The sequence below is a fragment of the Pseudomonas sp. CFBP13509 genome, assembly GCF_005233485.1.
Lineage (GTDB): Bacteria > Pseudomonadota > Gammaproteobacteria > Pseudomonadales > Pseudomonadaceae > Aquipseudomonas > Aquipseudomonas marginalis.
The window spans coordinates 83,491-109,234 of sequence record NZ_QGAA01000014.1; the positions used below are offsets into that span (position 1 = coordinate 83,491).

The window sequence follows — 25,744 nt, forward strand, 5'->3', positions numbered from 1 at the left end:
CCCTCAAGGAGCAGTACACGGATGAGCAAGGCAGTGAAGTCGGCGCTGATGCTGACAGCAATCGCGGCGGTCGCCGGGTGCCAGACGGCGCCCCAGCCCCTGTATCAATGGGAAAGCTACCAGCCGCAGGTTTACGAGTACTTCAAGGGCGAGCCCAAGGAAGCGCAGGTCGAGGCGCTGGAGCGTGATTTGCAAAAGATCAACGCCAGCGGCCGCAAGGCGCCGCCGGGTTACCACGCGCACCTGGGCATGCTGTACCTGAGCATGGGCAAGGATGACCAGATGGTGCAGGAGTTCCGCACTGAGAAGGCGCTGTTCCCCGAGTCTGCCTCGTACATGGACTTCCTGTTGAAAAACGCCAAGACCGGAGTGGCCACTAAATGAGCCTGTTAAAACTCACCGGTGCCTTGCTGGCCCTGGCCTTGCTCGGCGGTTGCGCAGCCCCCAAGACCATTGACTACACCGCGTACAAACAGGCGCGGCCCAAGTCGATCCTGGTACTGCCGCCGATCAACGAGTCGCCGGAAGTGCAGGCCTCGTACAGCCTGGTCTCGCAAGTGACCTACCCGCTGGCCGAAGCCGGCTACTACGTACTGCCGATTGCCCTGGTGGACGAAACCTTCCGCCAGAACGGCCTGACCACCGCCAACGATATCCAGGGCGTGCCACCGGCCAAGCTGCATGACATCTTCGGCGCGGACGCGGCGCTGTACATCACCGTCAGCGAGTACGGCACCAAGTACATGCTGATCTCCAGCGACACCGCCGTGACGGCCTCGGCCAAACTGGTGGACCTGCGCACCGGCACCACCCTGTGGACCGGTTCGGCGCGGGCGTCCAGTGAAGAAGGCAACAACAACGGCGGCGGACTGGTGGGCATGCTGATCACCGCGGCGGTCAAGCAAGTGATCAACAGCTCCACCGATGCGGCGCACCCGATTGCCGGCATCACCAGTGCACGCCTGCTGTCGCCGGGCCAACGCGCGGGGATCCTGTACGGCCCGCGCAACCCGAAGTACGGCACGGACTGATATCCGGATTCTGAGAACACCACAGACCAACTGTGGTGTTATTTGAATCAGGGTTAACCCGAACATCCCGCACCTTGCGTCTGACCTTGTGAACGGATCATTCATTCACGAGGTTCAGCCCATGTCCCGTCCTCTGCTCTTCCTGCGTCCTGCTGCCCAAGGCTTTGCCGTCACCCTGGTGGTGGCGCTGGCCGGGTGTGGGCTGTCTTCATCCCCTGAGTTGGCCAAACCGGCCGAGCCCGTAGCCGAGCTGCAACGCGCGTCGCCCCAGGGCGCCTTGGTCAAGCGCATGGCAATGCCCGCTCCAATGCGCATGCAGGAATCAGCGGCGATGGACTACCGCAGCGAACCCCGCGAGCAATACGCCAACCTGCCGGACAACCCGGTGCATCGCGTGACCGAAACGCCGGTGTCCACCTTCAGCGTGGATGTCGACACAGGCAGCTACGCCAACGTCAGACGCTTCCTCAACCAAGGCAGCCTGCCGCCCGAAGGCGCTGTGCGACTGGAGGAAATGGTCAACTACTTCCCCTACCACTACGCCTTGCCCACCGACGGCTCACCGTTTGGCGTGACCACCGAAGTCGCCGCCACACCCTGGAACCCGCGCACGAAACTGCTGCGCATCGGCATCAAGGCGTCTGACCGCGCCGTGGCGGACCTGGCGCCGGCCAACCTGGTGTTCCTGGTGGATGTGTCCGGCTCCATGGACCGCCGCGAAGGCTTGCCGCTGGTGCAAAGCACCCTGAAATTGCTGGTGGATCAGTTGCGTGATCAGGACCGGGTTGCGTTGGTGGTCTACGCCGGTGAGTCCCGCGTAGTGCTCAAGCCCACATCGGGGCGCGACAAGGCCAAGATCCGCAATGCCATCGATCAACTCACCGCCGGCGGTTCCACGGCAGGCGCATCCGGCATCGAACTGGCCTACCAGATGGCCCGCGAAGGCTTTATCGACAAGGGCATCAACCGCATCCTGCTGGCCACCGACGGTGACTTCAATGTGGGCGTCAGCGACTTCGACAGCCTCAAGCAAATGGCCGCCCGCCAGCGTAAAAGCGGCGTGTCCCTGACCACCCTCGGCTTCGGTGTGGATAACTACAACGAACACCTGATGGAACAACTGGCCGATGCCGGCGATGGCAATTACGCCTATATCGACAACCTGCGCGAAGCCCGCAAGGTGCTGGTGGACCAGCTCAGTTCAACCCTGGCGGTGGTCGCGCGGGATGTGAAAGTGCAGGTGGAATTCAACCCGGCACAGGTCAGCGAGTATCGACTGCTGGGCTATGAAAATCGCGCGCTCAAGCGTGAGGATTTCAACAACGACAAAGTCGATGCCGGTGAGATCGGCGCAGGGCATACCGTGACCGCGCTGTATGAAATTGTGCCGAAGGGCCAGAGGGGCTGGTTGGAGCCCTTGCGCTACGCCACTGCGCCTGCGGCCGAAGGTAAATCCGATGAACTGGCGATGCTGCGCGTGCGCTACAAGCCCGCCACGGGCGGTGACAGCCGCTTGATCGAACGGCCCATCCGCCACGAAACCACCCAGGCCAGCGACGACCTGCGCTTCTCGGCGGCGGTGGCCGCCTTCGCCCAACAGCTCAAGGGCGATGGCCGCTACACTGGCAGCATGAGTTTGAAGGACACCGCCGCATTGGCCCGCTCGGCCCGGGGCGATGACCCCTTTGGTCTGCGCAACGAGTTCGTGCAAATGGTGGAACTGGCCCAAAGCCTGAAACCCTGATCTTGAACGCAACAGCGTTAACTTTACAAAAGGAGTTCGCCCCCTGCATGGCTGTTCCAGATGATCCATCCAGCGACGAATCGCTGCTGGCCCGCTACCGAACCGGTGACGCCGCCGCGTTCGAAGCCTTGTACGCGCGGCATCGCCAAGGCCTCTACCGCTTCCTCGTGTCCCTGAGCAACAAGGCCGAACTGGCCGAGGAAATCTACCAGGAGACCTGGCTCAGCCTGATCCGCAGCAACACCCAGCCACAAGGCCGCGCGAGTTTTCGTACATGGCTGTTCCAGATCGCCCGCAACCGCCTGATCGACCACTGGCGCAAGCACGGCATCCACAACCCGCTGCACGACAGCTACGATGAGCAACTGCACGCCCAGGCCGACGACAGCGCCGGCCCCGAGCAACAGCTGAGCCTGAGCCGCGACCAGGCGCGCCTGGACGCCGCCCTGCAAGCCTTGCCCGAAGACCAGCGCGAAGTCTTCCTGCTACGCCTGCACGGCGACCTCGACGTGCCGCAAATCGCCGCCCTCACCGGCGCCCCGCTGGAAACCGTAAAAAGCCGCCTGCGTTACGCCCAGCAGAAACTGCGCCGCCTGCTGGCCGAGGAGATACTCGCATGACCGACTCTCGACACACTCCCGACACCGACGACGTGCTGATCCAGCATTACCGTCAACACAGCACCGGCGAGCCGCCCGCGTCCCTTGACGCCCTCATCCTCAACGCCGCCCGCCGCGAGGCCCCGGCGCCGCAACCGAGCCTGTGGCAACGCTGGCTGCACGCCTGCCAACGCCCGCGCTGGCAAATGGCATTCGCCACCGTGGCCGGCTTGGCGCTGATGATCGGCGTGGTCACGCGCTCGCCAGTGCCACAACCCGAAATCTCCACGGCGACCTTCTCCGCCCTGCACGAGGAAGCCGCCCGCCCGGCGCCGCAAGCGTTGTCCGCACCGGCGCCGATGGCGCGCATCGCCGCCGCGCCCAAGGCTGAACGTGCGCCGGTTCAGGCTGAGATTGCAGGTGCGATGGCAGATGAATCGAGCGCCAGGCTCAGCAAGCGCGCACCGTCAGCGTTGCCGTCGCTGGAGCAAGAGTTACAGGCGATCGTGCGCTTGCGGGAAGCGGGTGAAAGCAAAGCCGCGGATGAAAAATTGCTGGCGTTGCACGCGCGCTTCCCCGAGGAAGACCTGCCCGCACGGCTGGAGGCGCTGCGCACGCATTGACTACAAAAAAAGAACAGGCCACCGGTAACCTGTGGCTTGCGGGGCAAGCCCGCTCGCCACAGTGCCCTCAAGCCCCGTCTTCAACGCCGCGCATCAAAAACCATGCGCACCGCCAGGCCAGCCAGCACCGTCCCCATCAGCCAGCGCTGCACCCGTTGCCAAACCGGCTTGGCCGCCAGGAAGGTCGCGATGGAACCGGCCATGATGGCGATCACCGCATTCACGCTCACACTGATCATGATCTGGGTAAACCCCAGCACGATGGATTGTGTCAGCACGCTGCCGTGGCCAGTGGGGGAGATGAACTGGGGCAGCAATGACAGATACATCACCGCGACTTTCGGATTCAACAGGTTGGTCACAAAGCCCATCATGAACAGCTTGCGTGGGCCGTCCCTGGGCAAATCACGCACATGAAACGCCGAGCGCCCACCGGGCTTGACCGCCTGCCAAGCCAGGTACAACAGATACAGCGCACCGCCGAGCCTGAGCGCGTCATACGCATACGGCACCGCCATCAGCAGCGCGGTAATCCCCAGCGCCGCGCACAGCATATACACGACGAAACCCAGCGCCACACCACCCAGTGAAATCAACCCGGCCAGCGGCCCCTGGCAGATCGACCGCGAAATCAGGTAGATCATGTTCGGGCCGGGCGTCAGCACCATGCCAAGGGAAATCAGACCATACGCCAGCAGGCTCGACAGTTCGGGCATGGGTTCACTCCTGTAGGTAGAGCGCGTCGTTGCGCAGGTTGGATGCGCCTGATGGTAGGGCGGGAGCAGGGCGCGCGTTAGATACAGATCGGCTGACAAAACGTCATACAGGGGGCTTGGGCCGCTTGAGCACCCTTGGTTGGCGCCGGTCCGTCAGTTAAGGGCGAACACCCTACTTGTGGTGAGCGGGCTTGCTGTGGTGAGCGGGCTTGCCCCGCGCTGGGCTGCGAAGCAGCCCCAATCAGGATCCCTGTGTTCTGTCAGGTAAACCGCAGCGCCTGGTTTTGGGTCTGCTCCGCAGCCCAGCGCGGGCGGTGCGACGATTCGACAAGCCCGCTCACCACAAGTTACGAGTAGTCCTCGATCACGTGGGGCGTGGAGGTGCAATCTCGAATGCGTTATCGGGTGAGCCTGCGCAAGCTTATTGTGGTGAGCGGGCTTGCTGTGGTGAGCGGGCTTGCCCCGCGTTGGGGTGCGAAGCGCCCCTATTGAAGACGACTGAGGTGGATCAGGCACGCCCCTGGCATCAACGCTTGCAGTGAGACGCAACGTCTCGCGGTCTCGTCGCTACCGTGCGCGATCTGGCATGGCGCGTCTCGTTTGACCTCAATGCCGGCCACCCTTGGGTGTTCATTCGGCGGCTCTAGGAGAGGGGCGTCCAGGCGTTTTTGCACAGCTGGCACCGGCCTTGCTCTGGCCACTGGCAACCCACCCGGCGCGCCAGTGCCAACCGTTTCAAGGAGACTTCGCTATGAGCCTTTCGAGCAACTCGCAACGCAGCATGCGTGCCGCTGTCTGGCACGGTCGTAACGACATCCGCGTCGAAGACGTGCCGCTGCCCGTTTCGCCGCCTGCCGGTTGGGTGCAGATCCGCGTGCAATGGTGCGGCATTTGCGGCTCCGATCTGCATGAGTACGTGGCCGGCCCGGTGTTCATTCCGGTCGACGCCCCGCACCCGCTGACCGGGATCAAGGGCCAGTGCATTCTCGGTCATGAGTTTTGTGGCGAGATCGTCGAACTCGGTGCCGGCGTACAGGGCTTCAGCGTTGGCGAGCCGGTGGCGGCCGATGCCTGTCAGCATTGCGGCACCTGCTACTACTGCACCCACGGGCTGTACAACATTTGCGAGAACCTGGCCTTTACCGGCTTGATGAACAACGGTGCGTTCGCCGAACTGGTCAACGTGCCCGCCAACCTGCTGTACAAGCTACCGGCGAACTTCCCCGCTGAAGCCGGGGCGCTGATCGAGCCTCTGGCCGTCGGCATGCACGCGGTGAAAAAAGCCGGAAGCCTGCTCGGGCAAAACGTCGTGGTGGTCGGCGCCGGCACCATCGGTCTGTGCACCATCATGTGCGCCAAGGCGGCGGGCGCGGCCCAGGTGATCGCGCTGGAAATGTCCGGCGCGCGCAAGGCCAAGGCCCGGGAAGTGGGGGCGACCCATGTGCTCGATCCGAATGAATGCGACGCCCTGGCCGAGGTCCGCCGCCTGACCGGCGGGCTCGGCGCGGACGTCAGTTTCGAATGCATCGGCAACAAACACACGGCCAAACTCGCCATCGACCTGATCCGCAAGGCCGGCAAGTGCGTACTGGTGGGCATCTTCGAAGAACCCAGTGAATTCAACTTTTTCGAGTTGGTGGCCACTGAGAAACAGGTACTCGGCGCGCTGGCCTATAACGGTGAGTTCGCCGACGTGATCGCGTTTATCGCGGATGGGCGGCTGGACATCTCGCCACTGGTGACGGGGCGCATTCAGTTGGAGCAGATCGTGGGCCAGGGCTTCGAGGAACTGGTTAAAAACAAGGAACACAATGTGAAGATCATTGTGTCGCCTGCCAGGGTCTGACGCGCACGCTGACCGCCGCAGTCTTTGCCCCGCTCCTGATTCCCCAAGCAAAACAGGGGAGAGGAGCGGAGGCAACACGGCGCTAAAAATCCTCGCAGCCAGCGTCCTTCACTCACGCATCCACAGGCCAGGTGCCGCGACGCACCATCTCCCTGACACGATCAGCCCCGTTGGCCCGAACCAGCAACTCCATGCGTGCTTTCTCGATGTCCTCGGCACTCCATTGGTCGGTCGCCATCGTGGCTTTTTCATGGGACCAACCGTTGTCGTAGTGACGTACCACATACTGCTGCTGGTATTCCCACATCGACGTCCCGGGAATCGGCGTGACGATAAACGGGTTGGCGTACGCCATGCCGGCACCCATGAGGTTGACCGCGTAATCGATGGTGCGGTCGATCAGCTCCAGGCTCTCTACAAAAGGCTTTTGCCCAGGTCCGCCGGGGGGGTTGACGAACCCCAGCATGAACCCGCCGGTAACCTGAATGCCGTGCTCGGTAAAAATCTCGATGAGCTCGAACGTCGAGTGCTGGATCGCGTTAAGTCGGGATTTGTTGGAATTGACCAGGCTGTCTTCGTTCGCGCTCTCCACCGCGAGGTAGATGTTGTAGCAGCCATTTTCGGCAATCGAGCGAATGAACTTCCTTGCCGTGAGCCCGCCTTTTACTGCCTCGATCACATTGCGATATTGCGGGTTCTTGCGCTCCTTCTCATCCATCTGGTCGATGAAGCGTTCGCCCAAATGCAGCAGGATCAGGTTGAAAAGGCTCAACCCGCCTTCTTCGACCCAGGGCAAGTCATGTTTTTTCAGGAGCTTGCCAACCTCCATCGCATACAACGGGTCATGCATCAGGTGATCGTCCTCGATCAGCACTTCAGTGACCCCCTGTTTCACCAGATCGGCCAGGTGCAGGTCAAACCAGTCCAGGCCAAGTGCACGCCAAGGGCCGTTGATTTTCGGGATGTAGCAGAAGTTACAGTTCACGTTGCAGCCAATCGTGGAGAATATCTGCGCCCACGCGCCATGTTTGCGTACGCGTGCCCCTGAGGAGTGATAAGGCTGCAGGTAATGCTTCATGTCCAGAAAGCTGAAGTCCGGCAAGGGCATGACGCCCAGCCGCTCTTCGAGGTCCTGCCGCTTGGGGATGATGCTCAGGTAGCTGGACTTCTGGGTGGGCCGAATCAGTTGCGCCCGGCTGTCGCGGTACGCCACCCCAGGTACGGCATTGATGTCTGTGCCTTCGTGAGTCAAGGCATCGAGCAGCAGGGTAAAGGCGCGGTCAGCTTCATTGATCAGCGCGAAGTCGAAGGCCGAATCCAGCAGTGCGTTCTTCCAGTCACCACTGGAGTGAGCGCCGCCAGTGACCAGCACCAGGTTGGGATCGAGGGTTTTCACCAGCTCGGCCAACGCCCGTGCATTGCCCCATTGCACGGTGTAGTTGCACTGGATCCCGACAATATCGGGTTGCGCGGTTTCGATGATCTCGCGTATCTGCGTATCGCTCAGGCCGTAGCGGATCAGATGCCCTTGGTCGACCTTGACCAGGCTGTGCTCCTGGGACCAGCCGGCAAAGGGCGAATCGACAATCTGCACGTCATAACCGGCGCGCCGGGCCACCGTGGCGATGCGCAACAGGCCGATAGGCGTACCGGCACGCTTCATCACTTCGAACGTATCAATGCCGATGCGGGCAAATGCGCTGTCGTGCGACGTGGGCTCGATCAGGCGTGTGTAGGGCGGCACAAACAGCAGCACACGAGGCGCCTCGCCATGGGCGCGACGACGGATGCCGGTTCGGCTGTTCAGCAACGATGGCTTTCCCAGATGACTGAGTAAGGGCCGCGTGGGCGCGACTGAAAAACTTGGCCCGTCGCTCTCGATCCTCAGGGTTCCCTGCGAAGCTATCAAGTTCATTTCCCTGTCTCCTTACCCGTCGAGATCAACGCGAGGTCGTGCGTGAGCGTGAAGTGGCGATGACCGCCCCCGTAATGATCAACACCGCGGGAATCATCAGGATCGGCTTGGCATCGCTTTGCCCCACGGCAATCAGCAGCAGTGTGGAGAACAGCGGCGCCAGATAAGACAGGGCGCCCAGCATCGATAGGTTTCCGTGCTTGGTCGCGTGGTCCCAGGCGAAAAAAGCCAGGCCCACCGGGCCCAAACCCAGGGCAATGATCGCCGCCCACTGGCCCGGCTCAGGCCGCACCGTGGTTTCGAACGCCAGGTGGCAGAGCCCCCCGGCCACAGCCACCAGCCCGCAAATACCCCCGACTATGCTGCTCGGAACATGGCTGAACCGCCGGTTGAACACCGAATAAATCGCCCAGACCCAGGCACACGCAAAGGCGGCGGCGTAACCGATCACCGGCATCGACGCACTGTCACTCCGGGCCCGCAGTTGCATGATGAAGGCCGTCCCCGCCAGGCCGAGCAAGGCGCCCAGCAGCTGGCGCTTGCGCAGCGACTCGCCGGTGGCAAAGCTTGACAGCAGCACGATCAGCAGCGGCCACAGGTAGGCAATCAGGCTGGCTTCAGCCGCAGGCGCGGCCTTCAGGGCAAAGAAATACAACGCGTGATAGACGAAGATCCCGGTAAACCCCGTCGCCCACACAGACCAGGGCTGGCGCCAACTGCTGAACCCTGCTGCGCCACGCATCCCCAGCACGCACAGGCTGGCCACGAAGGCGACCGCGAAGCTCAAAGCCAGCAACTGAAAGGCCGGGATCCCGGCGGTCAAGGTGGTCAGAAGCGCCAGGCACGCCCACAAAAACACGGCAATCACCCCGATCAGCGTCGCACTGGCGGTGCCCTTGGCAAGGGTGATGGATGGGTTGGAAGTGCTCATGCAAGCCCCGTCTGCGGATAATCCTCAAGCGGGAACAATAGAAAGGTCGAGAGAGTGAGTATTGATCAGGCCCGCCGAAGAATTGTTCGGGACTGCTGTTTTTTCAGTGATCTCGCCCTTGTTTTCGCACCACGGCCGGCGTCAGATGGCGGGCTTTCTTCAGGGCATGGGTTAACGCACTCTGGTCGGCGTACCCGGCGCGATGCGCAATATCAATAATCGACATAGACGTTTGGCGCAGCAGGTCAATGGCCAGATTCAGACGCAAGTTCGCGATATGCGAGAACGGCGTTGTATTCAGGTGCTGCCCAAACAGCACATACAAACGCCGCTCACTGGTGCCCGCATAACGCGCAATATCATGCGCCGTCAGGGCCGTGCCCAAGTGCTGCTCGATGTAGGCCAGCGCGCGAGCAAGAATGAACTGACCGGGATCGCTCCGCGCAACCTCGGGCTGCAATAACGAACACAACAGCAACCGACTCCAGGACTCGGCCATCGCGAGCGAGCCGACCAACTGTGGCCCGTTGCAACTGGCGTAATCGAGCAAATGCCGTATATCGGGCCTGACCGCAAAAAAGCGCTTGTCGTTGAGTGGGTCAAATGACGCAACCGTACCCTTCTGCGCCTCGCCACGCTCGGTCGAGACGTCCAGCACCAGGAAACGGTTATGGGTGTTGGCCAGGAAGGTATGCCGGGCCCCAGCAGAAATCACCACCCCCTGGCTTGCATCGACCTTGCCGCCTCGTCCGTCGACCTCAATCTCCATCGACCCGGATTGAGGGAGCACGATTTGATGGAAGTCATGCTGGTGAAGCTCGACCTGACCTGAGTAAGAGCGCAATGAGAGGGAGAGCGATTGGGGGGTGGTGGTGCTCATCCGTGAGTCTCCGGGGGTGAGGGGGTTAGCGTACGTTACTGTTGTGTTTGGATGCCAGATTGTATTTAGGGGGGAGTTTGACTGGGGGGTGTTGCTGGGCTTGGGGGTTGTGTTTATGAGGACGTTAAGACGTGTGATTAAAAGGCGCGACAGGGGGGCACGGACCGTCAGAAACAAGAAAGCCCGCACAGGGCGGGCTTCTTGGGGTGTTTTGTAGACTGTCTGAGACAGCCTGAGACTGCTATATGGTGCCCCGGCGTCATTTGGTCTCGTGGCTTAACAATATGATTTCTATGAAAATAATGAACTTAGTAAATTCAAGGGATACATGAGGGGATACAGGGGAAGTGCTACTAGCCAATACATTCTCTCCATAAAATACGATGTATGGCGCCAATAAATAAGAATAGGTATTGTTGGCTGCGTCTGGAATTAGCCGTGGAGGAACTCCATGGGCCGCCTAGCCAATCACATGAGATGTGCATAAATAATGCGCAGCGTATAACCAGCTTTGTTTGAACTACGAACCTCACCCCAACTTCTATCTCATTGGTTGAATTTCAGAAAATAGGCGTTTGGTATTTTATTTTAATCTGATAGCGAGCTTAATTCGTTCGCTAATACTGATAAGCCTAAAGATTTTAATTACACCATTGTGTTGGATGTGGATGGCAGAAAGTCGATCTGGTTCTTGATTGTATGGCGCTTTTATGTGGAACCGCCTAATGGCTTGATTCTCAATACGCACTCGCTCATCGGGCTCTTGGAATTGCGAGCCTACACGCCATGCGCCAAACTCCTTACCGCTGAGAGTGGTGACCCAGACTTTTTGAACAGAAATGGGATTGTCGTGTGTCATCAAATCAACGCTAAAGAAGTGAACCAGAGGAACACCGCGATGTTCCATATTTTGCGACTGGTACGCTGAGAACGCCGCATTAGCTTCCGGTTCTGATTCAAACGCTATTTCGTAGCGTTTGGGAGGCGTCAGTCTCATATAAAGCCATACTAAGGGCCTAGCTATCCATTTCCACTGCCACACTAACAGTAAAGTTGGAACTGACCACAGTAACCAATCAGGTGCAATATTTCCAATGGACTCCATATCATATTACCTAGATAGTTGCTCAGCGCATCCTCTTTCAGAGGCCCCAAGGCGCATTCGTGTATGCGCCTATTTAAGCAAAAAGTCTCCAGTTTTGAGGCTGCACTTAAGCTATTAGTCAAAAAACTCGATAAGCTAATTTGGTAGCATTGGCTGTTATCGAAAAGTTATAGTTGGTACCTTTCAACTTTTACTCTATTGCCATCAATGAAAACCTGATCGCCCAAAAAATTATTCAACTGAGCCTCACAAACCGATAGCTCTTGAGGGGTCATTATGGATATCTCGCTTATTTTATATCCGATAGAATTAAATGAAGTGCCCAGTCTCAAGCCGACGCCTTTACTAATTAACCATCTGTCGTGTATAAGCTCTGCGCCATTGAGTTTGCCAACTCCATAAATATAGGTTTCAGGTGCTGTTTGATCAGAGAGGTGCTGCCAAGCCAGTTCAAAGTCGTCATTAGAAGCAGAGTTCTTTGACTTTAAATGACTTGCCGAAGCAATTACTTGGATTTTACAAGACGAGTTGGCTGCCTGGATCATCTGCACAATTTCAAGGTCGTCGGATGTAAAATAAGGATCGCAGAATTTTACATAGTCTATGCAGTTCTGGTTGAGCCAGTTTTGAATGTATCCTAGTGCAGAGTCTCTACTGTTAGGTTTGATTATTAACCCTTTAACAGATGCATCAAAGTCACTAACACATATCGCCGAATGTGTTTTGTTGCTTACCACTTCGATAGCTAACTCGGCAGTTTTCATCAGGATCTCGCACATTGGTGTAATATGCTGCACGACATCATCTGGTGAAACATATTTTCTCGCAGCATTTTCTATGTACCAACACAGTAGAGGGTAAAATTCACCCAAGCCAAGTTCTAAAGTAGGCAGCATATAGGCGGTAAGAGCTGTAACGGGCTTGGCGGTAATACGGCCAGACAACAATGAAGATAGATTTTTCCAAGCAGCCTCTGCAAGGAACTGTTCGTCAACGCTCTTTCCATTGTCAGAGCCATTGCAATCCGCTAACGCCTTTTTCGCCTTAACTACTGACAAAGTATGTTTTGCATGAGCGCGAGCTTCCGCACGAGTTGGGTCATCATCAATCAGATCCAATAGCTCTTCCGCAAATTTCGCTTCAATTTGATCTGCTGTGTCAATGAGAGAGCGCTGAACTTCAGCCGTGGTGTCAATGTCTTCTATCTGCTGAGACATAACAAATGCTTCACGTAGCATTTTTTTGGATGAAAACGGATTAAGCTCTTTGCAAGTAATCGCACATAATTCCAAACGCCCGATTTTATCAACGAGCCAAGGGATTGCATTAGAACCCGCTTCCGCAGCTTCTAAAAGTTCCTTTTTTTGAGTTAGAAATTTTACGGGCATAGAGCTTAAAATTTCTATATACACAAACGCTTTGTCAGCTGCGTTCGGGATCAGTTTCGCTTCTTCGATCAACTCTAGCCATATGGGTAGTGGAATATCCGAAATCATGTATACACGCGCGAGAGCGCATAATAAGTAACCCTTGTGGCTAATGTTCTTCGCGTCTGGCAACTTATTGTTTATTAGATCGGTGAGGCGTGAGCTTATATCTTTTCTTTGTTGCGCAGAAAATTTAGACCTATTTTTTTTGCTGGCAATAGAGCGTGTCAGCCGTTCTAGCGATTGATATATCGAAGAATCATAAGTCATATGTTCTATTAGAGTAACAATATCAACGGCCTGATTGTAATCCAGAGTAAACTCTTCAGAGGAATCCGCTGCGGCCGGATCAGTAGCAGTCTGCTTACGCCTAATGAATTCGCAAGCATTATAAAGCGTTGCGTTTTTGTTGCCTTCAGATAAACAAATTAACTCTCTGAGTGCCGACTCACTATGACACACAAAGAGAGCTGGGAATGCGATTTCGAATAACTCTGCATACAAGCTTTCATTTGAGCGACGTACTCTCTCTAAGAGAGGGTAGCACAGGTCGGAAACAATAGTTTTCAACATGCTGTCAGCTAGCCAGGCCCGTGAAGCCAAGTCAGTAAATAGGGCGATCTGTTGTCTAGGAGAGGATAGCTTTCCGATTGACGAAGATAAGCGAATAATCATTTCTGGGGTTAAAGACCCATTTTTAAGTGCTACTCCAAATGCTCTTATCGCCAATGCCAAACATTGCATGAAACTTTGTTGTACGCCCAGGTGTTCGAACTCCAGAGTCCCTCTAAATTCTGTTGCAAGTTTATATAGTTCTTCAGCCTCATCAATCGAAACTTCAGACAGGGCTTCAACCGCAGTAAAACATACCTCATTTCTTATTGCGCCAGGTGGTAACTTATCAATAAGATTCTTTATCGCATCGATTAAGTAAGATGGGGCCATAGGAAAATCTGACTTAGCGTACAATTTAAAAACATTAACCTTGCATCTGGCCACCATTAGACTGTCTTCTATTTTTGCGATGGAGGCCCTCAGATTATTAGCCCATCCAATATCGAAAGCCTCTCTATTTAATATTTTTGTAATTGAGAGAAGGCAACCGTTAAGGTCATCGTTATCAATTGAGGCGAGAATTTTATTTAATAGTATACCTGCTTGCTCACTAAAAGGCTTCTTTACAAGGTCCTTTGCAATCAACTGCAGGGCCAAACTCCTACTCTGGAGAGTATTAAGTCTACTTGCTAAGTTAAACGCTTCCGATACATCGCACTCCATCATTGCCGGCAAAACGGACTCTATACAGTCGTACTGAGATGCTGCATTACTGAGCAGATCACTTACTGAGGTTTTCAAACCTTGATCTACAATTACTTTAAAGCCTTCTTCGCTTTCAAACTGATCGTCAGGATCAATCACTCTTAAAGCGTAAAATAGCCTGACATAGCATTCCGATTGTTCTTCGCAACTAATGGATTCGCAGATTGCATAATAGGATTCCAGTAATCGGCTATACGCTTTTTTAGGATCACTTTTTGCTTCCGCATAGGCAAGATATGTGCTCAGTCTTACAAAGTCACGAATAGAAGAAGCATCTTTAACTAGTTTTGTTTGCTTATCAAATAAGTCTATTAATTCGGTAGTGAGTTTTGTTTCACCATCTGAGAATCTAATAGGGCTAGCTAAACACGCAAGCTCTTTCAAAGTGATTGTGTAGTCTGTATCCCGATCTACAACATCAAGGACATACTTTACGATGTCTAGAATGCCATCTCTTTTGTTTTGGGTGGAAACAAATCTTATAAGGACTCCAGTCTTGTTTTTTATTTTTGAGGAGTCGAAAAAATTAATGATTTCCGCAGAGCTTTCATCTTTATGAAAATGTGTTATCGCAGCTGTAAACTCTTGGACGGCTTTATTTTTAATTCGCCGCTCAAATGAATTGTCCTTAAGTTCTTGTTGTTCCATCGATGCAACGATACTAAACCTTGAGAATGTTAAGTCTTTATGCTTGGCGTCATTGACATTGCTAAGGCATCGCTCTAAAGCTTCAGAAGCTAAAGCTACATCCACAGAAACGAGTTCTTCCGCAATATTTAACGCGACTCCACCGCCGTCGCTGAAGTCAACGCTCTTTATTAGCTGGACTATATGTTCCAGCAAAAAAGAGTCTACGTTTTTAGATCTGCTTTTTAATCCGTTTGCATAGGCAGTCAAAAGCGAAAGCTTTGAAATTTTTGTGAGCGCTCTTTCAACCAGTTGCATGGCGTGCTGAGTCTTCCCTATTGCAACTAGAGCATTCACTTCCGCCTTAGACGCACTTGAATTAGATAGGTCTACGAATAAAGATTTTTGTAATGCGAACTGAAATATGGATAAAGGTTTGTTTTCAGTATGTGCGCTAAGCAATCCAAGTGACGCACGTGCTTTAAGCTGACTTAATGATTGTGTAGATTCTAGCAGTAGGTAGTAATGCTCATTGGAAATTAGCTCCAAAAGATCTGCATCTTTGCTTCTTTGTCGAAGGTAGTTTGCAAGAAATAACAAGGACTCACTACTTTCTGGCTCTTTTCTTAGATATTCAATTTGTAAGTCTACGACTTCTAGCTGATATGCTTTGAGCTTGTTCTCTGCATACTTTCGATGGGAGTTTGAAATAAAACTTATTAGACCTGGGCCTTTTGCTTCTAAAAAGGTGCAGTTTTCTAATGTTTCCGTTATCTGTGCTTGATCAATGCCTATGATTAACTCTATTTCCTTTCTTCCAACCAGCTGCTTTGAGAACGCAAGCAGTGATACAACCTTTTTCTGAGATACACTTAGTTCGTCAAATTTATTGAAGTCTAGTGCAATAAAGTCTAGATGTTTGTCTGGAGAACTCAGCAATATATCAGCTAAGCTCGTGCCGATTTTTAACTGACGTTTAATTGCACATAATTTTCCTGGGTTGCCTCGGCAAAGCTGTTTCAGATCGCCAATATCTGACGGGGCGAGGTCAAACTCCTCAAACAGTTCTTCTACTTCTAGCTCCGTGAATCGGCGAAGCTGACAAGTTTTTGAGGCGCCTTTATTTAAGGCTTTTGCTAGTCTTGATTGTGGGCCAGATATCAAGAAGCGGAAACTACCAACACCTATCGGTAGCGCAGAGTTAAGTATTGCTGATATATAAGATTCATCATCAGGAGGGATGTGTGCCAGCCCATCAACAACAAAGTAGGCTATCTTTCCCTTAAATTTAGAACGGGTTCTAAATAGTAAGGTGCTATATTCTGCTTCATCTATTGATGGCTTTTCGAACCCAACACCATCTAAAAAGTATTTTAATTGCTCTGCTATAATCAATTTTGCGTAGTCAAGACTATAGGAGTATTGGCTAGACGGACTTAAAAATAAAGAAAATGTATTTTCTTTGTTGGCAGCAACAAATTGAGCGAGTGCAGTGGTTGCACCAATACCGCTCTCACCTTCTAAAAAAACTACGTGGTTATCAGCTGTGAATACATCATAAATAGTATCAAGAACATCTTTCCTTTCAATCAGAGATTCATCTGCATTGAGAGGTGATTGCATGTAATTCCAATTGATTGGTTCTAGCTTTGTATCTTGTGCGCTGCTCATCGTTTCGTCCTTGATCCTATCCTTTAGCACTTTATATCACGGCCTCAAAAAAAATAAATTCCTTACTCACCCGCAAGAACGTGACGGGCCAGATTTTAACCCTGCACCTCTAGTTTTCGCTGTATGTGTATACAGTGTACGCTTTCGATGTTAGTGATGCTCTCTAAAACAGCCAGCGTGAAAGCGCCTATTTTTGCATCGGTCGCGCGATGTAATTCGCCGATTTGCGTGGCACACCGGCTTTGGGATAGGGGATAGACACTCACTTATCCCGCAACCCTTTGTATGGGGGGCCTACAGCGGATAACGGCGATGATCAAAAGCAAAGGTGCTCCTCCTCCCTCGGATACCTGAGCAGTATCAATTAGAGCTGGCAAGCGTTGGATAGAGTAGGAGGGGCTTGGCCACCTACTGAACTCATAGAGCCGGAGACGGAACCCCCTATAGCCACTCGAATCTGTAAAAAGGTCGGGGTTCGAATTACCCCAATGCGAATCACCTGCCAAAGGACCCATGAACTCTGCGGAGCTGCCGTGTTTTGGCTGCTGGGTAGGTGCACCGATTTGCTCACACATTTGCATTCGACCTGACCAGTCATTTGCATCGGATTTGACCAGCACGAGTTGCGTGTATGACCGGCAGAGATCGACCCATAGGCGACGTCCGTCGATTGAATAACCGCATCGATGGCGGTCCCGTTGAACGTCAGACACCTGAAACCTTGGTTGAGAGCTAACGGCTATGATCGATAGCTATAGACCATGACGGAAGTCGTAAGGGAACCCGCTAGCGAACATTCGCGCTACGCCTGCTAGCGCAATTCGCGTTGTGGGCTATCGTTTGTGCCAGCATATTGGAATCACGATCTGAAGCGCAGGTGATTTCGGGGCAATAAGAATGGGCTGCGGTGTTTTCAAAAGCTGATGGCTCGGTACAGCCGCTGCTTAATCATCTCTTGGGCGAGCAGCTACAAACGGAAGGTTTACGACATGTCTAGATGTACAGCACCGGTACATGGTCATCGTTCGGCAAGCGCAAGAGCAGCGTGTCCCGCATGTGGCAGCGGATATAGCGGGTACGGGTCGCGATCGTACTCATCCTCGTCCTACGCACCATCTTATTCGTCCCCGTCTCATGGCGGGGGTGGTCGCAGTGGCGGCGGTTCATCCAGCAGCCCAAGGCCGCGCTGGTCGAAAGCTGGATCCTCTGTGGCCTACACCTCCGCCGAGGTACGAACGCTCACACCGGTACGCGAAAATGTCGAAAGGCGTGCGACAGTACCTGATCTACGTGACGTATTTCTTTGTCACGCCTGGGACGACCGGAAAGGATCCGCGAAGGAGCTGCATGATGTACTCGAGTCGCTCGGTGTTTCCGTTTGGTTTAGCGAGAAGGATGTTCTTCTAGGCTCTTCGTTACTGCGTGAAATTGATAAGGGATTGGTGAAGTCTCGAGTAGGTATTGTGCTGGTGACCCCTGCTTTGCTGCGCCGTCTAGCAGCCGAAGGTATCGCCGACAAAGAGCTTTCCGCGCTCCTCGCAAGGGATCTGCTTGTTCCCGTCGTTCACGACACAACATACGAATCGCTGCGCGAAGTCAGTCCTCTACTCGGTTCGAGAAGCGGTCTGAGCACTGCTGAAGATACGTTTGCAGATATCGCGGCCAAGCTTGCCGAGTTGGTGGCCCCGTAGCTTTACTGTCCATGCGTACGGCTTTACTTACAGACACGTCATCAATCGAAGGAGTTGTACACATGAGTATTAAACCCGGCCCTAAACCGATCGCTGAATCCACCGGCAAAAAGGACCAGCGCCGTCGTGTTACTGAAGAAAACAAACCCAAACATCCTGATTTGGAAGTACACAAACACAAAAAAGGTGACTGACCTTAAGGCACTTAGAGGGGGGCGAGTCACTTGAGTTAGGCCGCTTCTGGCCGTTCTCTACCGATCTTGGTTTCAACGCTTGTTGACCACATCCGATGCAATTGCTGGTCAGAACGAATGCAAACGGGTCGTCAAGTGGAGCGCAACTTCTCAGGCTGCTGAGCATCTGGGAGAGGTGTAGGAATGCGTGTGGCGACCCCCTACGCTGCTCGCTGAAGGCGCCCAATGTGACGGGGTGATGGGGGTTAAATACCGTTACCCCTCAAAAAACGGTGTTCCAGGTGTTCCACGAAGGCTGAAAGCCACGGATTACGTGGCTTGCAGAGTGGAACACCTTTTTATTTGAGCTGGAACACCAGGTGTTCCAGCGGAAAAAGGTGTTCCACGTCGATAGCCTGTTGATTCGGTCCCAGAGTCACGTCCTCTACGTTCGGCGCAGGTTGTGCCAGGAATGATTTGTGTGAGGACAGACGTAGTCGGTTCGGTCTGTTACGTGTGTCGCAGAGCCTGCTGTTGCTCGCTGAAGACGCCCAATGCGACGGGATGATGGAGGTAAAAAACCGATACCCCTCAAAAAACGGTGTTCCAGGTGTTCCAGGTGTTCCACTAAAGCTGAAGGCCACGGAGTACGTGGCCTTCAGGCTGGAACACCCTTTTGTTTGAGCTGGAACACCATGTGTTCCAGGGGAAAAAGGTGTTCCACGTTGATACTGTGTCATTCAGTCCAACAGCAGCTCCTCAACTGTCGGTCTCGCTGGGCCTGTCCTGATTGTATGAGGGCCGACGTAGTCAAACCGGTCCTCTCGGTGAGTGGGAGGTAAGGGAATCCGAATGTCCTGCAAAGAGCCTTGCAGACCCATGAGATACGCGACCTGCTGGTATCGTTTGGCTACTGCCACCAACTCATTAGCGCTGCTTCTTATTTGTTCCGCTCGTTTGTACAGAATTGCTCTCAAGAGCTCCTTGTGTGAAGTCTCCAGCGCTTGGTTGCCCTGTTCAAGTCGTTGGTTGATCTCAGTGACTTCCTGTTCAAGTTTAGCGATGGCAGCAGTTCGAGCCAGGTGCTTGCCACGGTTTCTGTCCGATTCGCCAAGGATTGATTGCAGAGCTGTGTCTGCTTCGGCTTCAGCAGCTGTATCGCCAGCAGCAATGGCCGCACTGTAGGCTTTAAGTGCTTTGTCATGCGCAGATGCTTTGGCTTCCTTGTCCATAGCGTCCTCAGCGACCAGGGACTTTAATTTGTGGGTTAGCTGTTCCTTGGTCCTTTCCATTTCTTGGAGCGTTTTTTGGTGAGCTGCGTGTTTGGTTTGAGCCGCTTTGATTTCAGGGGTTGAAAGCGTGTTTCTTTTAAACATGGGGGTATCTCCATTTACATATGGTGCTGCGAAAGGCTTGCCGGAATGGCAGGCCGAAATGGATAACTAATTTATGCGGCCTCGAAGGAGTGCCCGCTGTCATCCGCCATGAGTGCGGAGGAGTTAAAAACGTAGGCACGGGCTTTAGGCATGCCCGGCAGCCTTACCGATTGAGCCGCTTTGCCATCGCTGCCAGGCTCTAAAATGGCGCGGCTCAATAGCTCTTTGTTAACGGCGTTCAGGTTCATGCCTTTGAAAACTTCGGAACACCAAGCCTCGGGTAGTACGTAGTAGGTCGTGGTGGTGTGCAGCGCATCACCCAGGCCATGCTCCAGCGTCTTGCGAAAGCCCAGCCGGTCAATGGTGCGAGGGCCGTGCTCATCGATCTTGGCGGCGGCGGATTCCCAGCGAGTGAAACGGCTCTCCCCAAAACGCTCGATCACTTGGCGAAGCCGCGCCACGATGGCATCACTCTCGAAGTTTCCGGCGCCGCCGCGCTCATTCAGCCAAGCATTGAGACAAACCTTTGCCGCCGTGGTCACTCCACCCTCAGGCCAACCTGTTATCCCCAGGGCGGTGGCCAACTCTCCAGCGGCAGCGGCCAGTCCAAAACGAGTGGCAGCACGTTGGGCTTGTCCGCTCGCTGATTTGGGTAGTGAAGTCGAGACAAACCGCTCAATGGTGTGGCGCAAAATGGTCGACCACCCCGGCATCTTTCCGGGCTCACATAGGGCCGACAGGAAGGCGGTTAGCGGGGTGCCGTAGTACTTGGTCACCCGCGCTTTTAGAGCGTCTGAAAGCGCAGCAGCATCCTCAAAACCATTGAGGGCGTCGAACATTCCAAGCCCTTTGCTGGCATCGGCAGGTACTGCGAGCATGCGTACTTCCATGCCCGCTTTAAGATCCTTGTTTGCCTCTGCCATGTGCTGCGCTAACGTCTTTTCCCCGGTCGAGAGAAACAACAAACGCCATTCCTGAACATGACCACCGGCCTGACCTCGATCATTGGCGCGTGCTTTGTATCCCCGAGTTCTATTTTTTATCCACACAGTGGGAAGGTATAGGGGGGCAGAGGTGAACAGCCAGAAACAAGAAAGCCCGCACAGGGCGGGCTTCTTGGGGTGTTTCGTAGACTGTCTGAGACAGCCCGAGACTGCTATATGGTGCACCCGGCGGGATTCGAACCCACGACCCCTGCCTTCGGAGGGCAGTACTCTATCCAGCTGAGCTACGGATGCTTGTGCGGGCGACATCATACCCATGTCGACCTTGGGCGTCCATGCCGGTCTTTGGCCGTTCAAACGTAGGCATTTGCCGCGCAGAGGCCCTGCGCCGGGCGCCGTTGGTCAACACGGCGGAACGCGCTCGAATCACGCTGATCAGAAAAGTCCGGCAAATGCGCCGTTTTCGTTCTTTTTTTCGAACAGACTATTGCCCTGTACCCCCATTGATCCTAGGATTCGTTTGAGATTTCAAACGCTCTGTCTCTCGTGCGTGCGCTATTCACTGATCGCGCGCGCGGGGGCTGATTTCCCTGACGGCAGCCCACAAGGCGCCTTTCAACAACTCTAATTCGCTCCGCGTGCGCGCGGTGCTGTTAAGGAAAGCCGACATGCAGCTCAAAGATTCCCAGTTGTTCCGCCAGCAGGCCTTTATCGATGGCGCTTGGGTGGATGCGGACAACGGATCGACCATCAAGGTCAACAACCCGGCCACGGGCGAGATTATCGGCACCGTGCCAAAGATGGGCGCCGCGGAAACCCGCCGCGCCATCGAAGCCGCCGACAAGGCGCTGCCGGCCTGGCGTGCGCTGACCGCCAAGGAGCGCGCCAACAAGCTGCGCCGTTGGTTCGAGCTGTTGATCGAAAACCAGGACGACCTCGGTCGCCTGATGACCCTGGAACAAGGCAAGCCATTGGCCGAAGCCAAGGGCGAAATCGTCTACGCCGCGTCCTTTATCGAGTGGTTCGCCGAAGAAGCCAAGCGCATCTATGGCGACGTGATTCCCGGCCACCAGCCCGACAAGCGCCTGATCGTGATCAAGCAGCCTATCGGCGTGACCGCCGCCATCACCCCGTGGAACTTCCCGGCCGCGATGATCACCCGTAAAGCCGGCCCGGCCCTGGCCGCCGGTTGCACCATGGTGATCAAGCCAGCCTCGCAAACCCCGTTCTCGGCCCTGGCCCTGGTTGAGCTGGCGCACCGTGCCGGTATCCCGAAAGGCGTGCTGAGCGTGGTCACCGGCAGCGCTGGCGACATCGGCGGCGAGCTGACCAGCAACCCGATCGTGCGCAAATTGTCCTTCACCGGCTCGACCGAAATCGGTCGCCAGTTGATGGCCGAATGCGCCAAGGACATCAAGAAAGTTTCCCTGGAGCTGGGCGGCAACGCGCCGTTTATCGTGTTCGACGACGCGGACCTGGATAAGGCCGTCGAAGGCGCGATCATCTCCAAGTACCGCAACAACGGCCAGACCTGCGTCTGCGCCAACCGCCTGTACATCCAGGATTCGGTGTACGACGCGTTCGCCGAAAAACTCAAAGTCGCGGTGGCCAAATTGAAGATCGGCAACGGTCTGGAAGAAGGCACCACCACCGGCCCGCTGATCGACGAAAAAGCCGTGGCCAAGGTCCAGGAACACATCGCCGATGCCCTGAGCAAAGGCGCCAAGCTGTTGGCCGGTGGCAAGGTCATGGAAGGCAACTTCTTTGAACCGACCATCCTGGTCGACGTGCCGAAAAACGCCGCCGTCGCCAAGGAAGAAACCTTCGGCCCGCTGGCGCCGCTGTTCCGCTTCAAGGACGAAGCCGAAGTGATCGCGATGTCCAACGACACCGAGTTTGGCCTGGCTTCCTACTTCTACGCCCGCGACCTGGGCCGTGTGTTCCGTGTGGCCGAGGCCCTGGAATACGGCATGGTCGGCGTCAACACCGGGTTGATCTCCAACGAAGTGGCGCCGTTCGGCGGCATCAAGGCTTCGGGCCTGGGCCGTGAAGGCTCCAAGTACGGGATCGAGGATTACCTGGAAATCAAATACCTCTGCCTGGGCATCTAAGCCCCGTAAGAGATTGCAGCAAACGCAAAGGGCACGAGAGCGCTGACCCTTTGCGTGTTTCACATCGTTATTCGTAGTGGCCGGGAAAGCTGTGGCAGTCGATCATCGCATGCTGCCGTAGTTGCCTCCCCGCCACGTATTCCTTGAACAACGCCACCCGATGAGTGGCGAATGAGGACTTTATGAGCAAAACCAACGCTTCCCTGATGAAACGCCGCGAAGCCGCTGTACCGCGCGGTGTTGGCCAGATTCACCCGATCTTCGCCGAATCCGCGAAGAACGCCACCGTGACCGACGTTGAAGGTCGCGAATTCATCGACTTCGCCGGCGGTATCGCCGTGCTGAACACCGGCCACGTGCACCCGAAAATCATCGCCGCCGTGACCGAACAGTTGAACAAGCTGACCCACACGTGCTTCCAGGTACTGGCCTACGAGCCGTACGTCGAAGTGTGCGAAAAAGTGAACGCCAAGGTCCCCGGCGATTTCGCCAAGAAAACCCTGTTGGTCACCACCGGTTCCGAAGCCGTTGAAAACGCCGTGAAAATCGCCCGTGCCGCGACTGGCCGTGCCGGCGTGATCGCTTTCACCGGCGCCTACCACGGCCGTACCATGATGACCCTGGGTCTCACCGGTAAAGTCGTGCCTTACTCGGCCGGCATGGGCCTGATGCCCGGCGGCGTGTTCCGCGCGCTGTACCCGAACGAACTGCACGGTGTCAGCGACGACGACTCCATCGCCAGCATCGAACGCATCTTCAAGAACGATGCCGAGCCGCGTGATATTGCCGCCATCATCATCGAGCCGGTCCAAGGCGAAGGCGGTTTCTACGTCGCGCCGAAGCCGTTCATGAAGCGCCTGCGCGAACTGTGCGACAAGCACGGCATCCTGCTGATCGCCGACGAAGTGCAAACCGGTGCCGGCCGTACCGGTACCTTCTTCGCCATGGAACAGATGGGCGTTGCCGCCGACCTGACCACCTTCGCCAAATCCATCGCTGGCGGTTTCCCGCTGGCCGGTGTGTGCGGCAAGGCCGAATACATGGACGCCATTGCCCCAGGTGGCCTGGGCGGCACCTACGCCGGTAGCCCGATCGCTTGCGCCGCTGCGCTGGCGGTGATGGACGTGTTTGAGGAAGAGCACCTGCTGGACCGCTGCAAGGCTGTCGGCGAGCGCCTGGTGACTGGCCTCAAGGCGATTCAAGCCAAGTACCCGGTGATCGGTGACGTGCGTGCCCTGGGCGCGATGATCGCGGTCGAGTTGTTCGAAGACGGCGACAGCCACAAGCCAAACGCCGCAGCCGTTGCCGCCGTGGTGGCCAAGGCGCGTGACAAGGGCCTGATCCTGCTGTCCTGCGGCACCTACGGCAACGTGTTGCGCGTACTGGTGCCGCTGACCTCGCCGGACGAGCAGTTGGACAAAGGCTTGGCGATCATCGAAGAGTGCTTCTCCGAGCTGTAAGCGGCAGTTGGCCTGATCGATAAGAAAAACCCGCTTCGGCGGGTTTTTTTGTGTCGATCAGAAGCAAGCCAGTTCTTATCAAATTTAAAATAACTTACTGATTTTAAAGGGTAAAAAATTTCACTCTAAAATCTTGAGTCTTGCATAAACAATTTCAGGCAACCGCATTCTTGTGGTGAGCGGGCTTGTCCCGCGCTGGGGTGCGAAGCGCCCCTAATAAAGACAAAATGCGGTGTATCAGGCACTCCTCTGCGCTTGGTTTTGGGGCTGCTGCGCAGCCCAACGCGGGCGGAGCGACGATTCGACAAGCCCGCTCGCCACAGGTGACGGGTTGTCCGTTCTGTCCCTTAACTGACCGGCATTGGGGCAAGCCCCCTCCCACAGTGATCTGCATTCAGCCAGCGATGACGCGATTCTTGCCCAGGCGCTTGGCCTCATACATGGCGGCATCGGCGCGGGCGAACAGGCTGTCCAGGGTGGAGTCTTCCTCGGTCAGGCTGGCCAGGCCCTGGCTGATGGTCACGCTGAACGCCTGGCCTTCATAGCTGAAACTCAGTTCCTGGATCTCCCTGCCCAAGCGCTCAGCCACTTGCAGCGCCATCTCCGGCGCGCAACCCGGCAGAACGGCCGCGAACTCTTCGCCGCCAATGCGCCCGAACAGGTCGCCACGGCGCAGGACCCCGCGACCGCTCTCGGCGATACGCCGCAGCACCTGGTCGCCCTCCAGGTGGCCGTAGGTGTCGTTGACGTCCTTGAAGTCATCGATGTCCAGCAGCAGGAAGGCCAGCGGCGCGCCTTGGGCGCAGGCGCTGTCGAAGGCCTGGTTGGCGCATTCGAAGAAGTGTCGGCGGTTGCTGCTCTGGGTCAGCACATCGGTGGTGGCGAGACGGTGCAGCTCCAGTTCCAGCTGTTTTTTTTCCGTGATGTCTTCGGCCATGCCGACGACGATCACCGGCTCACCGGGTTCGACCTGCTGGTTGATGTAGCACTTGTCGCTCAGCCAGCGGATCTGCCCGTCGGCGGTGATGATGCGGTACTCGCGGTCTTCCACGGCTCCCTGCTCCAGCACGCGCGCCAGGCTGTGTTCGGCGTAGTCGAGGTCTTCGGGGTGAATGCTGTTGCGCCATTCGCGGTGGTCGGCCAGCAGCAGGCCGGCGGAACGTCCAAAAATCCGCTCGTATGCCGGGCTCACGTAGAGCACGCGGCGGGTTTGCCAATCTATGGCCCACAGCACGGCGTTTACGCTGACCAGCAGAGAACTGAGCAATTGTTCGCGCTCACTCAGTCGCTCGACTTCGCCCTGGGCATGTACCAGTGCCAGCAGGGTTGCTGCCGCGGCCGGACGCGGAGGGTCAGCGGTAGGGCTGTCGGCGGTGAAGGGCTTTTCGAGAACCATCGGCACAACTCTCTCTGGGCGCGCCGCAAGATCGAGCAGCGGTCACTACAAGGGGCCACCATGATGGCGAAGTGTTCATTGAGAGAGGCGAATTGCAGTGAAGTTCCGTCAACAGGCTCGATTGACGGTGTCCGAGAAATGGCGCCAAAAAGCTGATG

The 25,744-nt window shown here is 55.7% G+C and carries 19 protein-coding genes and 1 tRNA gene; 10 read left to right on the top strand and 10 right to left on the bottom strand.

Annotation, left to right across the window (positions count from 1 at the left end; translation table 11 throughout):
* Positions 1-21 precede the first annotated feature (21 nt).
* From PspCFBP13509_RS22265 to PspCFBP13509_RS22285, 5 genes are all read left to right on the top strand, one after another.
* Positions 22-384: a DUF4810 domain-containing protein gene (locus PspCFBP13509_RS22265; protein ID WP_131697033.1), complete on the top strand. Its 363-nt coding sequence runs from the start codon at positions 22-24 to the stop codon at positions 382-384.
* Positions 381-1,031: a DUF799 domain-containing protein gene (locus PspCFBP13509_RS22270; RefSeq protein ID WP_065926308.1), complete on the top strand. Its 651-nt coding sequence runs from the start codon at positions 381-383 to the stop codon at positions 1,029-1,031. Before PspCFBP13509_RS22265 ends, PspCFBP13509_RS22270 begins: the two co-directional genes overlap by 4 nt.
* Positions 1,032-1,152: 121 nt before the next feature.
* Positions 1,153-2,775, top strand: a complete 1,623-nt coding sequence (locus PspCFBP13509_RS22275; protein ID WP_137212702.1) for a vWA domain-containing protein — start codon at positions 1,153-1,155, stop codon at positions 2,773-2,775.
* Positions 2,776-2,822: 47 nt separating this feature from the next.
* Positions 2,823-3,395 carry an RNA polymerase sigma factor gene (locus PspCFBP13509_RS22280; RefSeq protein WP_065926310.1) on the top strand — a complete coding sequence of 191 codons (573 nt, stop codon included), beginning with the start codon at positions 2,823-2,825 and terminating at the stop codon, positions 3,393-3,395.
* Entirely contained in the window at positions 3,392-3,997 is a 606-nt protein-coding gene (locus PspCFBP13509_RS22285) for a hypothetical protein (protein ID WP_137212703.1), read from the top strand. The genes PspCFBP13509_RS22280 and PspCFBP13509_RS22285 overlap by 4 nt, the downstream gene beginning before the upstream one ends.
* A gap of 80 nt (positions 3,998-4,077) precedes the next feature.
* Here the strand turns inward: PspCFBP13509_RS22285 and PspCFBP13509_RS22290 are convergent, their stop codons facing one another.
* Complete coding sequence (locus PspCFBP13509_RS22290; protein ID WP_065926312.1) at positions 4,078-4,713, bottom strand: LysE family translocator; 636 nt, start codon at positions 4,711-4,713, stop codon at positions 4,078-4,080.
* Positions 4,714-5,494: 781 nt separating this feature from the next.
* Here PspCFBP13509_RS22290 and PspCFBP13509_RS22295 point away from each other — a divergent pair.
* Positions 5,495-6,559 carry a 2,3-butanediol dehydrogenase gene (locus tag PspCFBP13509_RS22295; protein ID WP_227432305.1) on the top strand — a complete coding sequence of 355 codons (1,065 nt, stop codon included), beginning with the start codon at positions 5,495-5,497 and terminating at the stop codon, positions 6,557-6,559.
* 112 nt (positions 6,560-6,671) lie between these two features.
* On the opposite strand, the gene PspCFBP13509_RS22300 is transcribed toward PspCFBP13509_RS22295, so the two are convergent.
* From PspCFBP13509_RS22300 to PspCFBP13509_RS22320, 5 genes are all read right to left on the bottom strand, one after another.
* Positions 6,672-8,369 carry a B12-binding domain-containing radical SAM protein gene (locus tag PspCFBP13509_RS22300; RefSeq protein ID WP_242001090.1) on the bottom strand — a complete coding sequence of 566 codons (1,698 nt, stop codon included), beginning with the start codon at positions 8,367-8,369 and terminating at the stop codon, positions 6,672-6,674.
* Between the two features lie 130 nt (positions 8,370-8,499).
* A complete protein-coding gene (gene yddG / locus PspCFBP13509_RS22305; protein ID WP_137212705.1) occupies positions 8,500-9,405 on the bottom strand; it encodes an aromatic amino acid exporter YddG in 906 nt (301 codons plus the stop codon).
* Positions 9,406-9,508: 103 nt separating this feature from the next.
* Positions 9,509-10,285 carry a helix-turn-helix domain-containing protein gene (locus PspCFBP13509_RS22310; RefSeq protein ID WP_137212706.1) on the bottom strand — a complete coding sequence of 259 codons (777 nt, stop codon included), beginning with the start codon at positions 10,283-10,285 and terminating at the stop codon, positions 9,509-9,511.
* A gap of 583 nt (positions 10,286-10,868) precedes the next feature.
* A complete protein-coding gene (locus PspCFBP13509_RS22315) occupies positions 10,869-11,390 on the bottom strand; it encodes a hypothetical protein (protein WP_137212707.1) in 522 nt (173 codons plus the stop codon).
* A 167-nt stretch (positions 11,391-11,557) separates the two neighbouring features.
* Positions 11,558-16,435: a hypothetical protein gene (locus PspCFBP13509_RS22320; RefSeq protein WP_137212708.1), complete on the bottom strand. Its 4,878-nt coding sequence runs from the start codon at positions 16,433-16,435 to the stop codon at positions 11,558-11,560.
* A 1,208-nt stretch (positions 16,436-17,643) separates the two neighbouring features.
* On the opposite strand from PspCFBP13509_RS22320, the gene PspCFBP13509_RS22325 reads away from it, so the two are divergent.
* Both PspCFBP13509_RS22325 and PspCFBP13509_RS31995 read left to right on the top strand, forming a co-directional pair.
* Entirely contained in the window at positions 17,644-18,126 is a 483-nt protein-coding gene (locus tag PspCFBP13509_RS22325) for a toll/interleukin-1 receptor domain-containing protein (RefSeq protein WP_242001091.1), read from the top strand.
* 62 nt (positions 18,127-18,188) lie between these two features.
* The gene (locus tag PspCFBP13509_RS31995) at positions 18,189-18,320 is read left to right on the top strand and encodes a hypothetical protein (RefSeq protein WP_017337405.1); all 132 of its coding nucleotides are present in this window, start codon (positions 18,189-18,191) and stop codon (positions 18,318-18,320) included.
* A gap of 719 nt (positions 18,321-19,039) precedes the next feature.
* On the opposite strand, the gene PspCFBP13509_RS22330 is transcribed toward PspCFBP13509_RS31995, so the two are convergent.
* From PspCFBP13509_RS22330 to PspCFBP13509_RS22340, 3 genes are all read right to left on the bottom strand, one after another.
* Positions 19,040-19,675 (bottom strand): hypothetical protein, encoded by a 636-nt coding sequence (locus tag PspCFBP13509_RS22330; protein WP_137212710.1) that lies wholly within the window; start codon positions 19,673-19,675, stop codon positions 19,040-19,042.
* A gap of 71 nt (positions 19,676-19,746) precedes the next feature.
* Positions 19,747-20,640 carry a hypothetical protein gene (locus PspCFBP13509_RS22335; RefSeq protein WP_137212711.1) on the bottom strand — a complete coding sequence of 298 codons (894 nt, stop codon included), beginning with the start codon at positions 20,638-20,640 and terminating at the stop codon, positions 19,747-19,749.
* Between the two features lie 196 nt (positions 20,641-20,836).
* Positions 20,837-20,913, bottom strand: a tRNA-Arg gene (locus tag PspCFBP13509_RS22340).
* A gap of 374 nt (positions 20,914-21,287) precedes the next feature.
* Here PspCFBP13509_RS22340 and gabD point away from each other — a divergent pair.
* Both gabD and gabT read left to right on the top strand, forming a co-directional pair.
* On the top strand, positions 21,288-22,730 hold the full coding sequence (gabD, locus tag PspCFBP13509_RS22345; protein WP_065948543.1) for an NADP-dependent succinate-semialdehyde dehydrogenase: 1,443 nt from the start codon (positions 21,288-21,290) through the stop codon (positions 22,728-22,730).
* A 182-nt stretch (positions 22,731-22,912) separates the two neighbouring features.
* Complete coding sequence (gene gabT / locus PspCFBP13509_RS22350; RefSeq protein ID WP_065926318.1) at positions 22,913-24,190, top strand: 4-aminobutyrate--2-oxoglutarate transaminase; 1,278 nt, start codon at positions 22,913-22,915, stop codon at positions 24,188-24,190.
* Between the two features lie 394 nt (positions 24,191-24,584).
* Here the strand turns inward: gabT and PspCFBP13509_RS22355 are convergent, their stop codons facing one another.
* Complete coding sequence (locus tag PspCFBP13509_RS22355) at positions 24,585-25,586, bottom strand: sensor domain-containing diguanylate cyclase (RefSeq protein ID WP_065926319.1); 1,002 nt, start codon at positions 25,584-25,586, stop codon at positions 24,585-24,587.
* Between the last annotated feature and the right edge of the window lie 158 nt (positions 25,587-25,744).